Raw genomic sequence first — 16,629 nt, 5'->3', positions numbered from 1 at the left:
TATGTATTTCAAGAAAATCCTAATTCAAATATTGGTGATGTTATACGATATAACCAATAGAACGCAATACATTATTGATAAAATCCTTCATATATAAAAAAGCGGCTTCCCGATCTTGATCATGAAAAATATTATGGCAGCTGTGGGGCCAATCTTTATATTGAAACTCCTTTGTTTGTTGCAATAACAGCCATTTTCTTGCAGCATCCGAATCCGCCACTTTATCTTTTCCTGACGTCATCAGCAAAATAGGCAATGTCAAAGTTCTTTCCTGCTGCATACTTAAATTTCTCATTAATTGAAGAACATCCCGGTACCATCGGCCTGTCACATTCGAATGATAAGGCACATCATCGGCCATTTCTTCAATCCCGTTAGGATTTCGGGTCAACAGGCGTTTGGATAATTCCAGGGATATTTTTTTATTTGGGGCTATATTCATGCTGGCCAGTGCACTGGCCAGCAAATTGGAATGCTTCTGCAATTCCAGCCATGGAGAACTTAAAATCACGCCGGCGCATTCCGGTTTTGTTTTTCTTAAAAATTGGATCGCCAACGTTCCTCCAAACCCATGTCCAATGAGGAATACCGGCAATTGATATTGAAGCGCGCTTTTCATCAGCTGCTTAATAAACAACAAATATTCATCAATTAATTCATCGTGGACCCTGGTATATTTCGAACCCTCTTCATGTCCGGGCAAATCTCCCATAACCACATGGAAGCCTTCCGTTCTTAATTTTTCTATCAACCATGCATACCAACGATGATGCTCGAAAGCGCTGTGTACTATCACCACAACCGCTTTCGGCTGTTTTTCGGTTTCCCACTTCCACATAGTGTTCCTCCTAAATCCAATGAAACTTTTCGCTGCATATATTTTCAAAGATTTTCTTATTTGTTAGGATTAATATACATAAATAATACATTAGAAATGGGGAGCATTGCGATGATTTATCCTTATAAAGAGAAAGAACCGAATATCCATCCATCCGCATATATCGCAGACTACGTAACCATTACAGGAGATGTCACAATCGGCGAAGATACGACAGTTTGGTTTGGAACTGTCATTCGGGGAGATGTGGCTCCGACGATCATCGGTAAACGTTGCAGCATCCAGGATTTGAGCTGTCTGCACCAAAGCCCGAACAATCCGCTCATCATTGAAGATGAAGTGATTGTAGGCCATCAGGTCACTTTGCACAGCTGCATTATTCGCAAGCGGGCATTAATCGGAATGGGAGCCATTATTTTGGATGGTGCCGAAATCGGCGAAGGTGCGCTCGTTGCCGCCGGAAGCCTGGTGCCTCCAGGAAAAAAAATCCCTCCTAATTCCGTTGCCATGGGCAATCCCGCAAAAGTTGTCCGGGAAGTGTCAGAAGCGGAACGCAAAGATATGGACCGCATCATCAATGAATATGTTCAAAAAGGAAAATATTATCAATCCTTAAAGAAATAATAATGCAGGCATCATAAATGCCTGCATTTTTTCATATATAACTTATAGTCCTGCTTTTTTCCGCAATATGTCTGCGACATCCGTTCTTTCCCAAGGCAAATCGACATCCGTGCGTCCAAAATGGCCGTATGCGGCGGTTTGTTTATAAATCGGCCGACGCAAATCGAGCATTTTAATGATGCCCGCAGGCCGTAAATCAAACAGTTCGTTCACCCATTGAATCAATTGACTTTCGCTGACTTTGCCTGTTCCGAAAGTATCGATGGAAATCGATACAGGACGGGCCACCCCGATTGCATAAGCGATTTGCACTTCAACCCGATCGGCAAGTCCTGCCGCGACAATATTTTTAGCTACATAGCGGGCGGCATACGCAGCGGAACGGTCCACTTTTGTCGGATCTTTTCCGGAAAAGGCTCCTCCCCCATGACGGGCGTAACCGCCATAAGTATCCACAATGATTTTTCTTCCGGTAAGTCCTGCATCTCCTTTTGGTCCTCCAATTACGAAGCGTCCAGTCGGATTGATGAAATATTTTGTATCTCCATCCAATAATTCTTCCGGAATGATGGCTTTGATTACCTTCTCCATCACATCATGTTTGATTTGTTCAAGCGGGATTCCCTCATCATGTTGTGTTGAGAGAACGATTGTATCAACTCGGCGAGGTACATTGTTTTCATCATATTCGATTGTTACTTGCGTTTTTCCGTCAGGACGCAAATAAGGAATTTCTTTAGACTTGCGGACTTCCGCCAATCTTCTTGCAAGCCGGTGGGCCAAACTGATCGGAAGCGGCATCAATTCAGGCGTTTCATTGCATGCAAATCCGAAGATTAGCCCTTGGTCACCGGCTCCGATCGCTTCGATTTCCTCATCTGTCATCAATCCTTCACGGGCTTCCAACGCACGGTCTACACCTTCCGCAATATCAGGCGATTGCTCCCCTATTGCGGTAAGCACCGCCAAGTTTTCAGCATCAAATCCAAATTTTCCGCGCGTATATCCGATTTCCGCGACAGTATTTCGTACAATGCTTTGAATATCGACATATGTAGTTGTCGTAATTTCTCCCGTAACAAGAACCAACCCTGTAGTCGCAATGGCTTCGCAGGCCACCCTCGCGTTTGGATCCTCTGCAAGGATTGCATCTAATATCGCATCGGATATTTGGTCGCAAACTTTATCCGGATGCCCTTCCGTTACACTTTCTGATGTAAACAGTCGACGTTTTGACATTAATTTTCCTCCTACAAAATCGTGAGACGAATCTCAGATGTGATACGGTACTCATTATCCATAATCCTTCAGTTCTTTTGCCAAGGATCATGAAAGGCAAAATGATCTATTTTAGCTTGAAAAAAATCGATTTTTGTTTTTTAATAAAAAAAGTTCCTATCCACATCTTTCATGAGGAAAGGAACTGAAATCTCCACCTTTCACTCTTATCGTTCAAGGGAACCCCTTGCATCAGGTTAGCACCACGCATTATTATAATAAATATAAATAATGCAGGTTGCCGGGTTTCATAGGGCCTTAACCCTCCACCATCTCTGGATAAGAGTATCCGTTCATCCAACATGTTACGGAATCTAGAATGCATTGTCAAATGTTTTTTCTTACATTCTTCAATGGTCCATTTTTCAACATTAGTCCCTTAGAAAGGGGTTGCAAGTAGTCAAAAAATTTCATAAATAAATTTTCGAATTAGTATAGATTATTCTACCCAATGTGTTATACTATTTTTTGTATTATAATAACTAAAGCTAATTTCCCTAAAAATAAAAAAAGGATGGTATTTAATCGATGAATTCAGTAGAAGTTGCAAATGAGCTGAAGGAATTATTAAAAGGTAAAAATATAAACACTCAGCTGTCAGTGCCACAATTGATTGAAAAATCCATTATCCGAGGAGAAGCCAGACTTACAGTTGACGGCGCTATTGTGGCAGAAACAGGAAAATATACCGGCCGTTCTCCGAAAGATAAATTTATTGTCGAAGAAGACAGCATTAAAGATAAAATCGACTGGGGCAGCGTAAACCAGCCGATTTCTGCAGAAGTGTTTGATAATTTGTATGTGAAAGTATTAAACTATCTCAAAGAAAAAGATGAATTATTCGTCTTCAAAGGATTTGCCGGCGCCGACAAAGAAACACAGCTTCCTATTCAAGTTGTAAACGAATATGCTTGGCATAATTTATTCTGCCATCAATTATTTATCCGTCCAACAAAAGAGGAATTGGCTTCCCATCAGGCCGAATTCACAATTGTTTCGGCACCCGGTTTCAAAGCAGATCCTGCTGTGGATGGAACAAACTCCGAAGCGTTCATCATCGTTTCTTTTGAAAAGAAAATTATTCTTATTGGTGGCACAGAATATGCGGGTGAAATGAAAAAATCCATCTTCAGCATCATGAACTATCTATTGCCTGAAAAAGGAATTCTTTCAATGCACTGCTCCGCTAACGTCGGTGAAGATGGCGACGTAGCATTGTTCTTCGGTTTATCGGGTACAGGTAAAACAACCCTTTCGGCAGACAGCAACCGCAAACTGATCGGTGACGATGAACACGGTTGGTCTGACAACGGTGTCTTTAATATTGAAGGCGGATGCTATGCTAAAACGATCAATTTATCCGCTGAAAAAGAACCGGAAATTTATAATGCCATTCGTTTTGGAACCGTATTGGAAAACGTTGTAATCGATCCGGAAACGCGCGAACCTGATTACGATGACAACAGCCTTACTGAAAATACGAGAGCTGCATACCCTATTCACTACATTGATAATATTGTTACACCATCGATTGCAGGTCATCCGAAAACCATTATTTTCTTGACTGCTGATGCTTTTGGAGTGCTTCCTCCAATCAGCAAATTGACAAAAGAGCAAGCAATGTACCACTTCTTAAGCGGATTTACATCCAAACTGGCTGGAACAGAACGCGGCGTTACTTCACCAGAGCCTGTATTCTCTACATGCTTCGGTGCGCCATTCTTGCCGCTTCCGGCTACAAGATATGCTGAAATGTTGGGTGAAAAAATCGACAAACATGATGTTCAAGTATTCTTGGTAAATACAGGATGGACTGGCGGCGAATATGGCGTAGGAAGCCGCATGAAGCTTTCATATACACGTGCAATGGTACGCGCTGCAATTGAAGGAAAATTAAATAACGTAGAAACAAAACAGGATCAAATTTTCGGTCTCCACATCCCAACGCAAATCGACGGGGTTCCTAGTGAAGTGCTGGATCCTAGAGAAGCTTGGGAAGACAAAGAAGCATACGACGAAAAAGCCCGCTATTTGGCAAACTTATTCAAAGAAAACTTCAAGAAATTTAAAAACGTGCCGGAAGAAATTGAGAAAAAAGGCGGACCAATCGTTTAATGGCTTTAACAAAAAAATGCTATTGGCATGTGCCAATAGCATTTTTTTGTTGTTCACAAACCATTTCTCATTTTAAAACCGATTTCCGGTAGAAGTTTTCCCTTTGTCCTTCATCCATTTGCAAATTGCTTTGACCGTTTCCCTGTTGATATGGGGTGGATAATGATGGGCCAAATCAGCCTGATACCATGTCTCCACATCTTTGCCCGCCTCTTTTAACGCCCGTTCCAATCTATAAGACTGTTCAATGCTGACATTTTCATCTTTCGTTCCGTGTATAATCAGCACCGGCGCCTGGATTCGGTCCACCTCAAAAATAGGGGAACGTTCAGCATAAATTTCCGGTAATTTGGAAGGGGACCCTCCAATCAGCCGCTTTAATGTTCTTCTTAAATCGACCCGTTCCTGGTAAAGCTCCGAAAGATCCGATACGCCCGACCATGTGACAACGGAACGGATATCCTTGCTCAGGATGGCTGTCCATAATGCCATCAGACCGCCGCGGGAAAAGCCAAAAAGATGTACTGAATCAACGCCTGACATGGCCTTCAATACTTCTATACCATGGAGGGCATCCAAACGGTCATCACCGCCAAATTCGTCCCGTCCCTCTCCTCCCCGATTCCCCCGATAATAAGGGGCAAATACAATAAAACCATTCGAAGCAAACTGGGCAATGCGGGCAGGCCTAACCATCCCTACCGACTGCAAACCGCCGCGCAAATATAACATCGCTTCATAAATTCCTTTTTCAATTGGTCTGGCGAGCAATCCTTTTACGCGCAGTCCATCCGACCAATAAACGATTTCATCAAGCTCTACATTCGGGTTCGGAGATGGATATTTTCTGATCGATTCAATACGGCCATTTTCCTTCAAACCGTCTCACTTCCTGCAACATCCTTTTCATTCCTTCATCCCTCATATAAAAACTTGTATGGGGGTGGCTCATCAATTCCTCCGTCGTTAAAAACAGGCGGCCTTCCGATTCAAACCGCTTTCGGAACGGTTCCATTTTTTCCGCCTTTGCAGTAAAGACCACCTTGCAAAAAGGGGATTGGTCATAAACGATATAATAAGCGAACATTTTTAAATCCGTGATATGTACAAAGGTTTCTTCATACACTTCTCTTTTTGCGGCATCCTCCAACGATTCCCCCGGTTCCACTTTTCCTCCAGGAAACTCCACGCCACGATTTTCATTGATGGCGCAAAGCCATTTTCCATCTTTTTGAACGAGCACCAGGACATGCTTAGGCTCCATTGGAAAAGGAGGGCCGTCAAAACTTAATTCCACTTTATTATTGTTCAAATCATAAAAAGTAAACATCCCTTCAACTCCTATACACATATAGTGTAGCGAAGGGATGCGGTTTGTTCAATTCCTGAAATAGGGCAATTGTTCTACGAATTCCTTGGCTTCTTCATCGCCAAATTCATGGATTAAAGCATAAATTTTTTTCAATCGCACATCAATTTCATCATTTTCTTGATCAAGATGGTATGGAAGGTATGGCAGGTGCGCCCTTACTAAATTATCAAATTCCAAGGCGTTCAGCTGGTTAAATAGCTTCTTGAAGATAAAGGCCTTTTCGGGTTCCAATTCAATTTTGAATTCGCAAGGCTCCCCGGTAGGGATATAATTATATGATTGATTTAATACATTTACATAAAGCGTTGTCTTTTCGATAGCAATCACCCTCCTTATATTCATTATGCAGCAAAAATTCTCTCCTATACGGCAGAAATAAAAAACCTCAAAGGTTCGTGAAAGAACCTTCGAGGTTGAGATTTTTCAATTATTTCCCCAAGAAAGCAGACAACATCCAAACATGTTTTTCCAGACTTTGGAATGTGTCATTTAACATGTCTTCCGTACGGTCGTCTCCTTGATTTGCCGCCTCTTCCATCGCTTCTTTGATCAATTGCATTGTGGCTTTGAAATCGTCAATAATGGATTGGACCATTTCTTCCGCATTTTCGGAACCTGTCGCTTCTTTTACTCTGGACAATTCCAAATGTTCTTTCATTGTCGCGACCGGTTTTCCGCCTTTTGTCAAAATCCGTTCGGCCACTTCATCCAGGTTCAATGTAATTTCATTGTATAATTCCTCAAATTTTTCATGCAGCGTAAAAAAGCTTGGTCCTGTCACATACCAGTGATAATTGTGAAGCTTCGTATATAATACAGAGTAAGTGGATACCAATTCGTTTAGTTGTTCGATTAATTTATCGTTTGCCATATTTCCACCCCATTTACATATTTTACATTTGGTACTTTTATTATACTGTATACCATGGTGCGAAACTATAACAATTGAATGAATTCTCTCAAAACACCCGGCAAGTATAGTATGGTGATTATGATTGGATTTATCCCAATAATTTAATTATGATTGAGTTATGGAAGTATCAAAGTAGGGGTGAAATCTATGGACAGTGGAATATTGATTGTTGTCGGAATTATTTATATCATTATCATGATTGGGGCAATCGCTCTCTTTATTCATTTCAAAAGAAAAGGTGCTTTCAGGCAAACGATTGATTCGAATCAAGAACAGACATTAAATAAAAGGGATGAACAAATCAAACAATGAAACATCTATTTATTTGGCTGATCCGATTCTATAGAAGATACATATCTCCCTTGACGCCGCCGACTTGCCGGTTTTATCCCACATGTTCCCAATATGGGCTTGAAGCCTTTGAAAAGCACGGTGCTGTCAAAGGCTTCATCCTGACAACCATCCGCATTTTAAAATGTCATCCTTTTCATCCCGGGGGAATTGATCCCGTACCTGACGAATGGCCTTCGAAAAAAAGATAATTTCGAAGGTTTTTCTTATTGTTTTTTCGACATTAATCATGGTATTATTAATTTCGTGAACTTTATAAATCGTAATCATTACAGTTTAATAAGGAGGAATCTAATGAAAAAGTTGTTACTCCTCTCGTTGCTGACTTTCGCGCTTTTTCTGACGGCCTGCTCCAATACCGAATCAAAGCAACGGAAAGATGGGCAAATTGATATATATACAACAGTATATCCTCTGCAATTTTTTGCAGAACAAATCGGTGGGGAATATGTAAATGTTTCATCCATTTATCCACCCGGCTCAAATGAACATACCTTTGAACCTACGCAGAAGGATATGATCGCTTTGGCCGATGCGGACTTATTTTTCTATATCGGATTAGGGTTGGAAGGATTTGTGGAAAATGCGAAAAAATCCTTGGCGAATGAACATGTAAAATTTGTGGCGGTCGGCGAAAATATCGATGAAGAAAAACTAAAAACATCGACCGGCCATTCCCATGAGGAAGCAGGCGGACATGACCATGGACACCATCACGGAAATGTGGATCCGCATGTTTGGCTATCACCGGTGATTTCCAAAGAATTGGCCTTGACGATAAAAGAAGAACTTGTCCAACAGCTTCCGGAACAGGAAGAGACATTCAACAAAAACTACGAGCGGTTGGCAAAACGATTGGATGAATTGGATCAACAATTGAAAGAACTTGCCAACAACGCTTCCAAGAAAATTTTCTTTGTGTCCCATGCATCCTTTGGCTACATCGCCGGAAATTATGGGCTCACCCAAGTTCCGATTGCAGGATTGAATTCCCAGAGCGAACCATCTCAGAAAGAACTTGCGGAAATTGCCGGCCTCGCCAAACAATACGATGTTCATTATATATTATTTGAACAAAATGTGTCATCGAAACTCTCATCCATTATCCAAAAAGAAATCGGCGCAGAGGCTTTGATGCTGCATAATTTGAGCGTATTGACAGAAGATGACATCAAAAATAAGGAAGATTACTTTACTTTAATGGAAAAAAACATAAAAACTTTGGAAAAGGCGTTGAATTAAACAAAAACGTTCAGCATCGGTGCTGAACGTTTTTCCATTTCTTCAACATAAAAAATGGCTCATTGGTTACAGGTTATCCTATCATATCGATTTGCCTGTTAACGTAACAGCTCTTTCAGCTTTCTTCTCATCAGCTTGTTTGAAGCGTTCCGGGGCAATGCGTCAACAATATGCACTTTTTTTGGCACTTTATATTTCGCTAAATGTTGTGAGCAATATTCAATGATTTCTTGAATGGACGCATCTTTTTTTAGAACGACAAAAGCGATTGGGACTTGCCCCCAAGTGGCATCCTCGATTCCGCAAACCCCCGCTTCTTTCACGGCGGGATGCCCCATCAGCACATTTTCCACTTCTGCCGGATATACATTCTCTCCCCCGGAGATAATCAAATCTGAACGGCGATCCACGACATACAAATAGCCTTCCTCATCCAAGTAGCCGATATCTCCGGTATGCAGCCAGCCGTCAATCATTGAAGGATTATGTTCAAAACGCCCTACATATCCGGGCGTCACGTGGGGACCGCGGATGCAAATCTCTCCTTCCTGATAAGGCCCTTCAGCTCCCAATATTTTGATTTGGTTGAAGAACAACGGCTTTCCGGCAGAACCGATTTTCCTCAATGCATCTTCCGCGGGCAATGTCGCTGTCTGTGAAGAGGTTTCGGTCATCCCGTAAGTCTGCAATACCCTCATTCCCCTTTCTTCTGCCCGCTTTAAATAATCAATCGGAAAAGGGCCTCCCCCCGCCAACACCAGTTTAAAGGATGGAGATGCCCTGAGCTCTTTCTCCTCAAAAACATGTAAAATCCGTTCCAGCATCACAGCGACGAGGGAAATATGCGTAACCCGCCCTGAAGCGATATCTTCGGCGATTGGTTCCGGATCAAATTTCCGGTAAAGTTTTACTTCATTCCCGTACAACAAAGAACGGACCAAAATGGAAAATCCGCTAATATGAAAAAGGGGAACGGCGCAAAGCCACACATCGTTTTCCGACAGGCCGATGTTCAATACGGAAGCGAGGGCGTTCGATTGATGGTTCATTGCCGTTTGCCGGACCCCTTTTGGAAATCCGGTCGTACCGCTTGTATACATGATGGAAACCGTCTGGTCCAAAGACCATTCTTTCCGTATTTCAACCGGCTTCCAAGCACTTTTTTCTATTTCGGAAAAAAGAATGAAGTTTACGTTTTCAGGGAGCAGAGGCAAATCCCGGTCATTCACTAAAACCGTTCCAACTTCTGCATCATCAATTTGATAAGCCAATTCTCTTTTCGTTAATCTTCGGTTCAAAATGACCATTTCACATTGCAGGTGCATGCATGCGTACATGACAAAAACGGTGTTTGCATCATTTTCCCCAAGAATGGCGACGCGGCTTCCCTGTTCTATCCCTAAAGCGTTCAATTGCTTTGCGCGCAAAATCGAAATCTCTTTAATTTCCCGAAACGTCCATTGTTTTCCTTCAAAGGTTAATCCGACTCGATTTGGGGTCAAATACGCACGTTGCAAAATCCAATTCGGATACATCGAAATTCCTCCATTTCTCCCCTTCATTGTACTAAAAACTGGGCCTTATGAGTTTTATATTGCTTAAAAACATCCTTTTTCCTGCAAATGAAATAAGCTGCCATGAAAGCAACAACACTTTCATGACAGCCAGAGGAGTCCAAAAAATTCACTTTACAGACGGATATCAAGGGAATCTTGGGAATTTGCCGAAGTCCGGTTTGCGTTTTTCTTTGAACGCATCGCGTCCTTCTTTTGCTTCATCAGTTGTATAGTATAAAAGCGTTGCATCCCCGGCCAATTGTTGGATACCTGCAAGTCCATCGGAATCCGCGTTAAATGCCGCTTTTAAGAAACGGATGGCAGTTGGAGATTTCTCAAGGATTTCCTCGCACCATTTCACCGTTTCGTCTTCAAGCTGTTCCAATGGTACAACCTTGTTCACCAATCCCATTTCCAACGCTTCCTGTGCGTTATATTGGCGGCACAAATACCAAATTTCACGCGCTTTTTTATGGCCAACGATGCGGGCCAAATAACCTGCGCCATATCCTCCGTCAAAAGAGCCGACTTTCGGACCTGTTTGTCCAAAAATGGCGTTATCTGCCGCAATCGTCAAATCGCACACCACATGCAATACGTGGCCGCCGCCGATTGCATATCCGGCTACCATCGCAATCACCGGTTTTGGAATGACGCGGATTAAGCGTTGCAAATCCAATACATTTAAGCGCGGAATATTATCTTCGCCCACATAGCCGCCATGGCCGCGCACCTTTTGGTCACCGCCGGAGCAGAACGCTTTTTCACCTTCACCGGTTAAAATAATAACTCCAATGTTCGAATCATCACGTGCACGGGAGAATGCATCAATCAATTCCTCAACCGTTTTGGGACGAAAGGCATTTCGCACTTCCGGACGGTTGATGGTAATTTTTGCAATTCCGTTGTAATATTCATACTTAATGTCTTCATAAGTATGTAGAGTTTTCCACTCACGAGTCATTGAATTAACCTCCCAAAATTTTATAAAACTCCCTTAACTATTGTAGCAAATTGTTCCGGATTTTCCACATGAATCGAGTGTCCGGCATCCGGAACGGTGATATGTTTGGCATTTGGCAACTGCTCGGCCATTTGCTTTGTGATTTGAACAAACTTTTGATCCAATTCCCCGGTGATGAGAACAACAGGAATGGAGAGCTGATTTAATTTGGGCCAATTGGAATCCTGGGCTCCGGTTCCCATTCCCCGCAAACTGTTGGCCAGTCCTGTTTCCGATTGGGATAATCTTTCTTCCCGAATGGCTTGCCGGATTTCAGCAGGCAATGTTTTCTGGGAAGCAAAAAGTGGAATGTTTTCCCATTTATCCACAAACCAATGGATTCCCTTTTCCTCTATTTCATTTGCCAGCGATTCATCCGACCTTCTTCTTGCCGCCCGCTCTTCTTCGGTACGAAGCCCCGGCGATGCGCTTTCCAAAATCAACCGTTTGATCCGATTCGGATAATGGACGGCATAGGACAATGCCGTCCGCCCTCCCATGGAATAACCCAATAACGTGAAATCTTGCAAGCGCAAACGGTCAAAAATTTCTTCCAAGTCTTTCACTTGTTCCGTCATTTTATACCGGGACGGATCTTTTGGTGCATCGGTTTTGCCATGGCCCAATAGATCAATGGCTACAATTTTTATTGTTTTTGGCAAAAGCCCGATCACCCTTTGCCATGTTTTTGTGGAGCCGGTAAAACCATGCAATAGCACAAGGGTTTCTTTTCCATGTTCATTCCATATTTCTACATTCACTTGGATACCACGAACCGTTAAAGCAGCCATTCTTTCATCTCCGAAAGTATTTTTTGCCACAACATCCGATGGGCTTGGACGTTATCATCCCTGTTTGTCATGATTTCGATGAGCCTTAAAGGCTGTCCGTTATTATCAAAAATCTTTTCCTTTTCATCAAACTCTTTGATGGTCACATAATCCATTCCATACATGTCGGCCACATCATGGAATCGCAAAGCGGTCGGGGTGCCAAACAGATCTTCATAATATTCTTTCACCGTTGCCTGCGACAGATAGGAGAAAATGCCGCCGCCGTCATTATTCAACACAACCACTGTCATTTTGCACGGCTGATAGCGCGTTAAAAGAAAAGCGTTCAAATCATGCAAAGCCGCCAAATCCCCGATGAGCAAATAGGTTTCCCTTTCTTCTCTTCCTTTTGAAAATCCGAATGCCGTTGAAATGACTCCATCAATGCCGTTTGCTCCCCGATTGGCAAAAATTTGTATATCTTTGGAAGTTGGCAGCAAGAATGTGTCAATATCCCTGATTGGCATGCTATTGCTTACAAACAAATCGCTTTTTTCTGGCAAATGCTCCAGCAAATATTGAACAAAAGCTCCCTCATCTTCTGCATGTGCGCTATATTCCCTGATGTGTTTGATGGCCAGATCCTCGGATTTTTTCCAAAGGGCACAGTAGCCTTCCTCAAGCAGGGACTGAACTTCCAGCTCCTCCAGCCACGGACCGATGGCGGCTTGGATGAAATGGGTGGCAACGGAAGCCGAATCCCGGAATGACGGATCTTCATCAATGACAATATAATTTTTTGGTCTCCATTCCGTTAAGAAAATCGTTAAAAATTTTGATACCGGTTGGTCCCCGAAACGGATGACCGTGTCGCAGGCTGCTTGCCGTTTAAAATCTTCGCTTTTCAAAAGCGCATCATATGTCGAAATGATGTATTCACGGCAATCTTCGGGGACATTCGTCCGCATATTGGAAAGGCTTTCAACAAGCACCGGCCATTTCATTTTCCGAATGAACGACCACAGATAATCCCGGTTCGTCCCAAGCGCCAATTCGCCGATTATGATGATTCCCCTTTTGGCATCCCGAATCATCGATGATAGCGCATTCATAGCGGCAAAATCCGGCGCTATGATGCCGTTGAAGCTGGCGAAAAACGTGCTGTTCGGTAATTCGTCCCGAAAATCAATCAATAATGGCTCACGGAATGGGACATTGATATGTACCGGCCCGAATGGATGAGTTATTGCCACATTCACTGCCCGTGCGATATGACGTTCGATAAACGGCAATGTCTGGCTATATTCATCAGGAATCGGGAAATCGGCAAACCATTTCACATGTTTTCCGTACAAATCCAATTGATTGATTGCCTGCGGTGCCCCTACTTCACGGAGTTCATGCGGACGGTCAGCAGTAATGACCACAAGCGGAACCCGTGCATATTTCGCTTCCACGATAGCCGGATAATAGTTGGCGGCCGCAGTACCGGATGTACAAAGCAATGCCACCGGTTTCGCTTTTGCCTTGGCAAGTCCCAATGCAAAAAATCCTGCAGAACGTTCATCCACTTGACGATAAACATTCAATTCTTTCGCCGAGGCAAAAGCATACGCCAAAGGAGTGGAACGGGAACCGGGGCTGATGACGACATCCTCAACCCCGTTTTGCACAAGGGAAGCTGCAATTTGATACACATAATCTGTCAACCGTTTGCGTTCACTCATTGAATTTGTCCTCCTAAAGCCCGCAGCATCGGACGAAATTTCACCAATGTCTCGTCATATTCCGTCATCGGATTGGAATCGGCAACAATTCCTCCTCCGGCATATAAATAGGCTTTATCATCAATCAATGCTGCAGAACGTATGGCAACGACGAATTCTCCATTTCCGTCGGCATCCATCCAGCCGACCGGGCCTGCATATAAGCCCCGATTCATTTTTTCAAATTCACGTATCATTTCAAGCGCTTTGTTTCTTGGCACACCTCCCAGTGCGGGAGTTGGATGCAAATGTTTCACTAATTGCAAAATTGTTGCATGATCGAATAATTTTCCTTCAACCGGCGTATATAAATGTTGGATATCGCGGATCTTCAATAGCTTTGGACGTTTCGGCACCTTGTAATGCTCACAATGTTTTTTGAAAGTGCTTGCAATCATATCGACAACATATTGATGTTCCTTCAGGTTTTTCGAATCGTTCAGCAATTGTTCGCCCAACTTTTTATCTTCTTCCGCCGTTTTGCCCCGTTTAATGGAACCGGCTACGCATGCAGAATAAGCATATTGGTTTTCCACTTTAACAAGCCGCTCCGGTGTAGCCCCGAAAAACAATAAATTGTCGCGTTCCAGGGCAAACAGATAACTTTCCGGCTGCTCATTTAAAATCTGATATATCACTTGCGGGGAGGAAGGTTGTCCTTTAAATTCCAATTCTAATGAGCGGGCAATGACAACTTTGTCCGCTTTATGATTCCGAATTAAATTTGTAACGCTCTGAACTGCCTGAAAATAATTGTCTTTGTTCCGTTCATCAATTGTGCGGATTTCAGGTTTTTCATACGTTTTCAATTCTTTTACTTGCGCTGCGTGAATTAATTGATCCCGTTCTTCCCTCAACTGATCAAAAAGAGCGGAAGAATCTTGCCGATCTGTTATCAAATGAATGCTGACATAAGTTTTCTCATGTTGTTTTGTCAGTTGAAAGGTAGCTACTGTAAAGTAACTTGAAGGAAACCCATCCCATTCGCCAGGTTCCACATTTTCCGGATCAAAAGTAAAACCCCCAAACAAAATGGGCTGAGGTTCCTGTTCCTCCATTACAATATTTTTAGTTAATTCTTTCCATTTAAATTCGATATCATCAAATCGGTCAATTCTTCTATTTTCAAGAATAATGGCTTGTCCGAGTCCAACGATTGCCAGTGTCTTTTCCCTGTTCTGCCAAAAGAATCTCTTTCCTTTATATTTCCTTTCACCTGCTGCAAAAAATGCCAAAGGGGACAATTGGTTTACTTCTATTGTTTCGATATAAAAAGATAATTTGTTTGACGCCACTTCAACTTCAGTGGTTTTTAACCACTTTTGCTGCATGAAAAAAACCTCCGTAAAAGCTATTTCTTTTGCCATAAAAATGGAAAATCTTTTTCCGTTCTTGTTTGAATATTTCATGATTGCGTTTTCCGAACAATGCAACATCTATTTTATCATATCATTTTTTTAGTACTAGTAATAAATATTTTTAACCACATGTTTCAAGGTACTGCTGAGCCCAATATAAAAAATTATTGCCATTTTGGCTATATAAGCACAAAAATAGGAGAACTCCATCTGAAGATAAAAGTTCTCTTTCCAAACTATTAGTCATAAATTTTTTCTTATGACGCTTTATTTAATTTTCTTATATAATTCATAAAACCCTCTTGCGAAAAAAGCCTCACTTCATCTTCGCTAAATTCTTTCCGCAGTCTTTCGATGATATTGGGAAATTCCCCTGCATTGGATAAATTGGTTATTGATAATGGATCCATGCCATCAAAATCGGAACCAAATCCAATATGTTCCGGTCCCACCAGATCTGCCAAATATTTGATGTGTTCAACCAACTTTTCAATGGTGGTCGTCTTCCTCTCCTTTTCTACAAGCGGAGGATAAAATACTACATGAATGCGCCCACCTTTTTCAACGAGCAATTTCACCTGTTCATCCGTTAAATTTCTCGGATGATCACAGATTGTTCGGGAATTGCAATGGCTGGCAATCACTTTTTTCGCAAGCGGCAATAATTCATAAAATCCCTTTTCATTCAAATGCGCCACATCGATGATAATATCCCGTTCATTTAATAATTCGATTACTTTTTTCCCAAAAGGTTTTATGCCTTTTGTTGAATCTTCCAATGTACCGTATCCTAGTTCATTTTCATAATTCCATGTTAATCCGACAATTTTTACCCCTGCATCAAGAATCATTTTTAATTTCTCTAAATCTTTTCCAATCGCATCACAACCTTCTAAACTTAAGACAGCCCCTATTTGTCCTTCTTTCAATTCATCAATTTGTTTCCAATCCTTAATGTGAACCATTTCGGGCTCTTTCAAAACATTTTGATGAAACGCTTCAATTTGGCGCAAAGCTTCCTGAAACTTCCGCTCTTGAGGGATATTAGGATGGATAAATATCGCGAAAACTTGAACCATTACATTGCCCGCTTTGAGCCTTTCAAAGTTGGCATGCAATCTTGAATCATTTCGAAAATCAGCATCTTTAAATCGAGCTAATTTTTCTAGAACATCGCAATGCAGGTCCACAATCTTCATTTTCTCCCCCCAACCCTTTTGTCACTATAGTATTTAAAAATTTCTGAAGATGTTCCAACGGGAATCTAGTGCAAAAAAAAACTCGAGACAATTTCTCATTGTCTCGAGTCTTCAATGACCCCTACGGGATTCGAACCCGTGTTACCGCCGTGAAAGGGCGGTGTCTTAACCACTTGACCAAGGGGCCGTTTTCCATGGCGGAGAAGGAGGGATTTGAACCCTCGCGCCGGGTTACCCCGAC

General features: G+C 42.2%; 17 protein-coding genes, 1 tRNA gene and 1 riboswitch. Of the genes, 5 read left to right on the top strand and 13 right to left on the bottom strand.

Annotation, left to right across the window (positions count from 1 at the left end; translation table 11 throughout):
• Window positions 1-40: 40 nt before the first annotated feature.
• Window positions 41-838: an alpha/beta hydrolase gene (locus FKZ59_RS10980; RefSeq protein WP_141602805.1), complete on the bottom strand. Its 798-nt coding sequence runs from the start codon at window positions 836-838 to the stop codon at window positions 41-43.
• Between the two features lie 111 nt (window positions 839-949).
• Between FKZ59_RS10980 and FKZ59_RS10975 the strand changes: the two genes are divergently transcribed.
• Window positions 950-1,462 carry a gamma carbonic anhydrase gene (locus tag FKZ59_RS10975; protein ID WP_141602804.1) on the top strand — a complete coding sequence of 171 codons (513 nt, stop codon included), beginning with the start codon at window positions 950-952 and terminating at the stop codon, window positions 1,460-1,462.
• Window positions 1,463-1,504: 42 nt separating this feature from the next.
• On the opposite strand, the gene metK is transcribed toward FKZ59_RS10975, so the two are convergent.
• Window positions 1,505-2,701 (bottom strand): methionine adenosyltransferase, encoded by a 1,197-nt coding sequence (gene metK / locus FKZ59_RS10970; protein ID WP_141602803.1) that lies wholly within the window; start codon window positions 2,699-2,701, stop codon window positions 1,505-1,507.
• Window positions 2,702-2,904: 203 nt separating this feature from the next.
• Window positions 2,905-3,026, bottom strand: a riboswitch (SAM riboswitch).
• A 242-nt stretch (window positions 3,027-3,268) separates the two neighbouring features.
• Here metK and pckA point away from each other — a divergent pair.
• Window positions 3,269-4,855 carry a phosphoenolpyruvate carboxykinase (ATP) gene (gene pckA / locus FKZ59_RS10965; RefSeq protein ID WP_141602802.1) on the top strand — a complete coding sequence of 529 codons (1,587 nt, stop codon included), beginning with the start codon at window positions 3,269-3,271 and terminating at the stop codon, window positions 4,853-4,855.
• A gap of 72 nt (window positions 4,856-4,927) precedes the next feature.
• Here the strand turns inward: pckA and FKZ59_RS10960 are convergent, their stop codons facing one another.
• The 4 genes from FKZ59_RS10960 to FKZ59_RS10945 form a co-directional block, all read right to left on the bottom strand.
• Entirely contained in the window at window positions 4,928-5,734 is an 807-nt protein-coding gene (locus FKZ59_RS10960) for an alpha/beta hydrolase family protein (protein WP_141602801.1), read from the bottom strand.
• Entirely contained in the window at window positions 5,712-6,185 is a 474-nt protein-coding gene (locus FKZ59_RS10955; protein ID WP_141602800.1) for an NUDIX domain-containing protein, read from the bottom strand. Before FKZ59_RS10955 ends, FKZ59_RS10960 begins: the two co-directional genes overlap by 23 nt.
• A gap of 48 nt (window positions 6,186-6,233) precedes the next feature.
• Complete coding sequence (locus tag FKZ59_RS10950) at window positions 6,234-6,554, bottom strand: transposase (RefSeq protein ID WP_141602799.1); 321 nt, start codon at window positions 6,552-6,554, stop codon at window positions 6,234-6,236.
• A 100-nt stretch (window positions 6,555-6,654) separates the two neighbouring features.
• Entirely contained in the window at window positions 6,655-7,098 is a 444-nt protein-coding gene (locus tag FKZ59_RS10945; protein ID WP_141602798.1) for a Dps family protein, read from the bottom strand.
• Window positions 7,099-7,287: 189 nt separating this feature from the next.
• Between FKZ59_RS10945 and FKZ59_RS14780 the strand changes: the two genes are divergently transcribed.
• The 3 genes from FKZ59_RS14780 to FKZ59_RS10935 all read left to right on the top strand — a co-directional run bounded on the left by FKZ59_RS14780 (window position 7,288) and on the right by FKZ59_RS10935 (window position 8,733).
• The gene (locus tag FKZ59_RS14780; protein WP_181733275.1) at window positions 7,288-7,452 is read left to right on the top strand and encodes a hypothetical protein; all 165 of its coding nucleotides are present in this window, start codon (window positions 7,288-7,290) and stop codon (window positions 7,450-7,452) included.
• Entirely contained in the window at window positions 7,449-7,682 is a 234-nt protein-coding gene (gene yidD / locus FKZ59_RS10940) for a membrane protein insertion efficiency factor YidD (protein ID WP_141602797.1), read from the top strand. Before FKZ59_RS14780 ends, yidD begins: the two co-directional genes overlap by 4 nt.
• Before the next feature lie 103 nt (window positions 7,683-7,785).
• A complete protein-coding gene (locus FKZ59_RS10935; RefSeq protein WP_141602796.1) occupies window positions 7,786-8,733 on the top strand; it encodes a metal ABC transporter solute-binding protein, Zn/Mn family in 948 nt (315 codons plus the stop codon).
• Window positions 8,734-8,831: 98 nt separating this feature from the next.
• Here the strand turns inward: FKZ59_RS10935 and FKZ59_RS10930 are convergent, their stop codons facing one another.
• From FKZ59_RS10930 to FKZ59_RS10900, 7 genes are all read right to left on the bottom strand, one after another.
• On the bottom strand, window positions 8,832-10,268 hold the full coding sequence (locus FKZ59_RS10930; protein ID WP_141602795.1) for an o-succinylbenzoate--CoA ligase: 1,437 nt from the start codon (window positions 10,266-10,268) through the stop codon (window positions 8,832-8,834).
• 166 nt (window positions 10,269-10,434) lie between these two features.
• Complete coding sequence (gene menB / locus FKZ59_RS10925) at window positions 10,435-11,253, bottom strand: 1,4-dihydroxy-2-naphthoyl-CoA synthase (protein ID WP_141602794.1); 819 nt, start codon at window positions 11,251-11,253, stop codon at window positions 10,435-10,437.
• 20 nt (window positions 11,254-11,273) lie between these two features.
• Entirely contained in the window at window positions 11,274-12,083 is an 810-nt protein-coding gene (gene menH, locus FKZ59_RS10920; protein WP_141602793.1) for a 2-succinyl-6-hydroxy-2,4-cyclohexadiene-1-carboxylate synthase, read from the bottom strand.
• Window positions 12,071-13,792 carry a 2-succinyl-5-enolpyruvyl-6-hydroxy-3-cyclohexene-1-carboxylic-acid synthase gene (gene menD / locus FKZ59_RS10915; RefSeq protein WP_141602792.1) on the bottom strand — a complete coding sequence of 574 codons (1,722 nt, stop codon included), beginning with the start codon at window positions 13,790-13,792 and terminating at the stop codon, window positions 12,071-12,073. Before menD ends, menH begins: the two co-directional genes overlap by 13 nt.
• On the bottom strand, window positions 13,789-15,162 hold the full coding sequence (locus FKZ59_RS10910) for an isochorismate synthase (protein ID WP_141602791.1): 1,374 nt from the start codon (window positions 15,160-15,162) through the stop codon (window positions 13,789-13,791). Before FKZ59_RS10910 ends, menD begins: the two co-directional genes overlap by 4 nt.
• 284 nt (window positions 15,163-15,446) lie before the next feature.
• Window positions 15,447-16,388 (bottom strand): dipeptidase, encoded by a 942-nt coding sequence (locus FKZ59_RS10905; protein WP_141602790.1) that lies wholly within the window; start codon window positions 16,386-16,388, stop codon window positions 15,447-15,449.
• Window positions 16,389-16,503: 115 nt separating this feature from the next.
• A tRNA-Glu gene (locus FKZ59_RS10900) sits at window positions 16,504-16,575 on the bottom strand.
• Window positions 16,576-16,629 lie beyond the last annotated feature (54 nt).

The sequence above is a fragment of the Ureibacillus terrenus genome (assembly GCF_006569205.1).
Classification (GTDB): domain Bacteria; phylum Bacillota; class Bacilli; order Bacillales_A; family Planococcaceae; genus Ureibacillus; species Ureibacillus terrenus.
This window is presented reverse-complemented; position numbering and strand designations above follow the sequence as displayed.

Excerpts from the sequence above, each read along its gene's own strand:
- FKZ59_RS14780 (WP_181733275.1), top strand. The coding sequence starts at position 7,288 with ATGGACAGTGGAATATTGATTGTTGTCGGAATTATTTATATCATTATC.
- FKZ59_RS10930 (WP_141602795.1), bottom strand. The coding sequence starts at position 10,268 with ATGTATCCGAATTGGATTTTGCAACGTGCGTATTTGACCCCAAATCGA.
- FKZ59_RS10980 (WP_141602805.1), bottom strand. The coding sequence starts at position 838 with ATGTGGAAGTGGGAAACCGAAAAACAGCCGAAAGCGGTTGTGGTGATA.
- FKZ59_RS10905 (WP_141602790.1), bottom strand. The coding sequence starts at position 16,388 with ATGAAGATTGTGGACCTGCATTGCGATGTTCTAGAAAAATTAGCTCGA.
- pckA (WP_141602802.1), top strand. The coding sequence starts at position 3,269 with ATGAATTCAGTAGAAGTTGCAAATGAGCTGAAGGAATTATTAAAAGGT.
- yidD (WP_141602797.1), top strand. The coding sequence starts at position 7,449 with ATGAAACATCTATTTATTTGGCTGATCCGATTCTATAGAAGATACATA.
- menH (WP_141602793.1), bottom strand. The coding sequence starts at position 12,083 with ATGGCTGCTTTAACGGTTCGTGGTATCCAAGTGAATGTAGAAATATGG.
- FKZ59_RS10945 (WP_141602798.1), bottom strand. The coding sequence starts at position 7,098 with ATGGCAAACGATAAATTAATCGAACAACTAAACGAATTGGTATCCACT.
- FKZ59_RS10935 (WP_141602796.1), top strand. The coding sequence starts at position 7,786 with ATGAAAAAGTTGTTACTCCTCTCGTTGCTGACTTTCGCGCTTTTTCTG.
- metK (WP_141602803.1), bottom strand. The coding sequence starts at position 2,701 with ATGTCAAAACGTCGACTGTTTACATCAGAAAGTGTAACGGAAGGGCAT.
- FKZ59_RS10955 (WP_141602800.1), bottom strand. The coding sequence starts at position 6,185 with ATGTTTACTTTTTATGATTTGAACAATAATAAAGTGGAATTAAGTTTT.
- FKZ59_RS10975 (WP_141602804.1), top strand. The coding sequence starts at position 950 with ATGATTTATCCTTATAAAGAGAAAGAACCGAATATCCATCCATCCGCA.
- FKZ59_RS10910 (WP_141602791.1), bottom strand. The coding sequence starts at position 15,162 with ATGCAGCAAAAGTGGTTAAAAACCACTGAAGTTGAAGTGGCGTCAAAC.
- menB (WP_141602794.1), bottom strand. The coding sequence starts at position 11,253 with ATGACTCGTGAGTGGAAAACTCTACATACTTATGAAGACATTAAGTAT.
- menD (WP_141602792.1), bottom strand. The coding sequence starts at position 13,792 with ATGAGTGAACGCAAACGGTTGACAGATTATGTGTATCAAATTGCAGCT.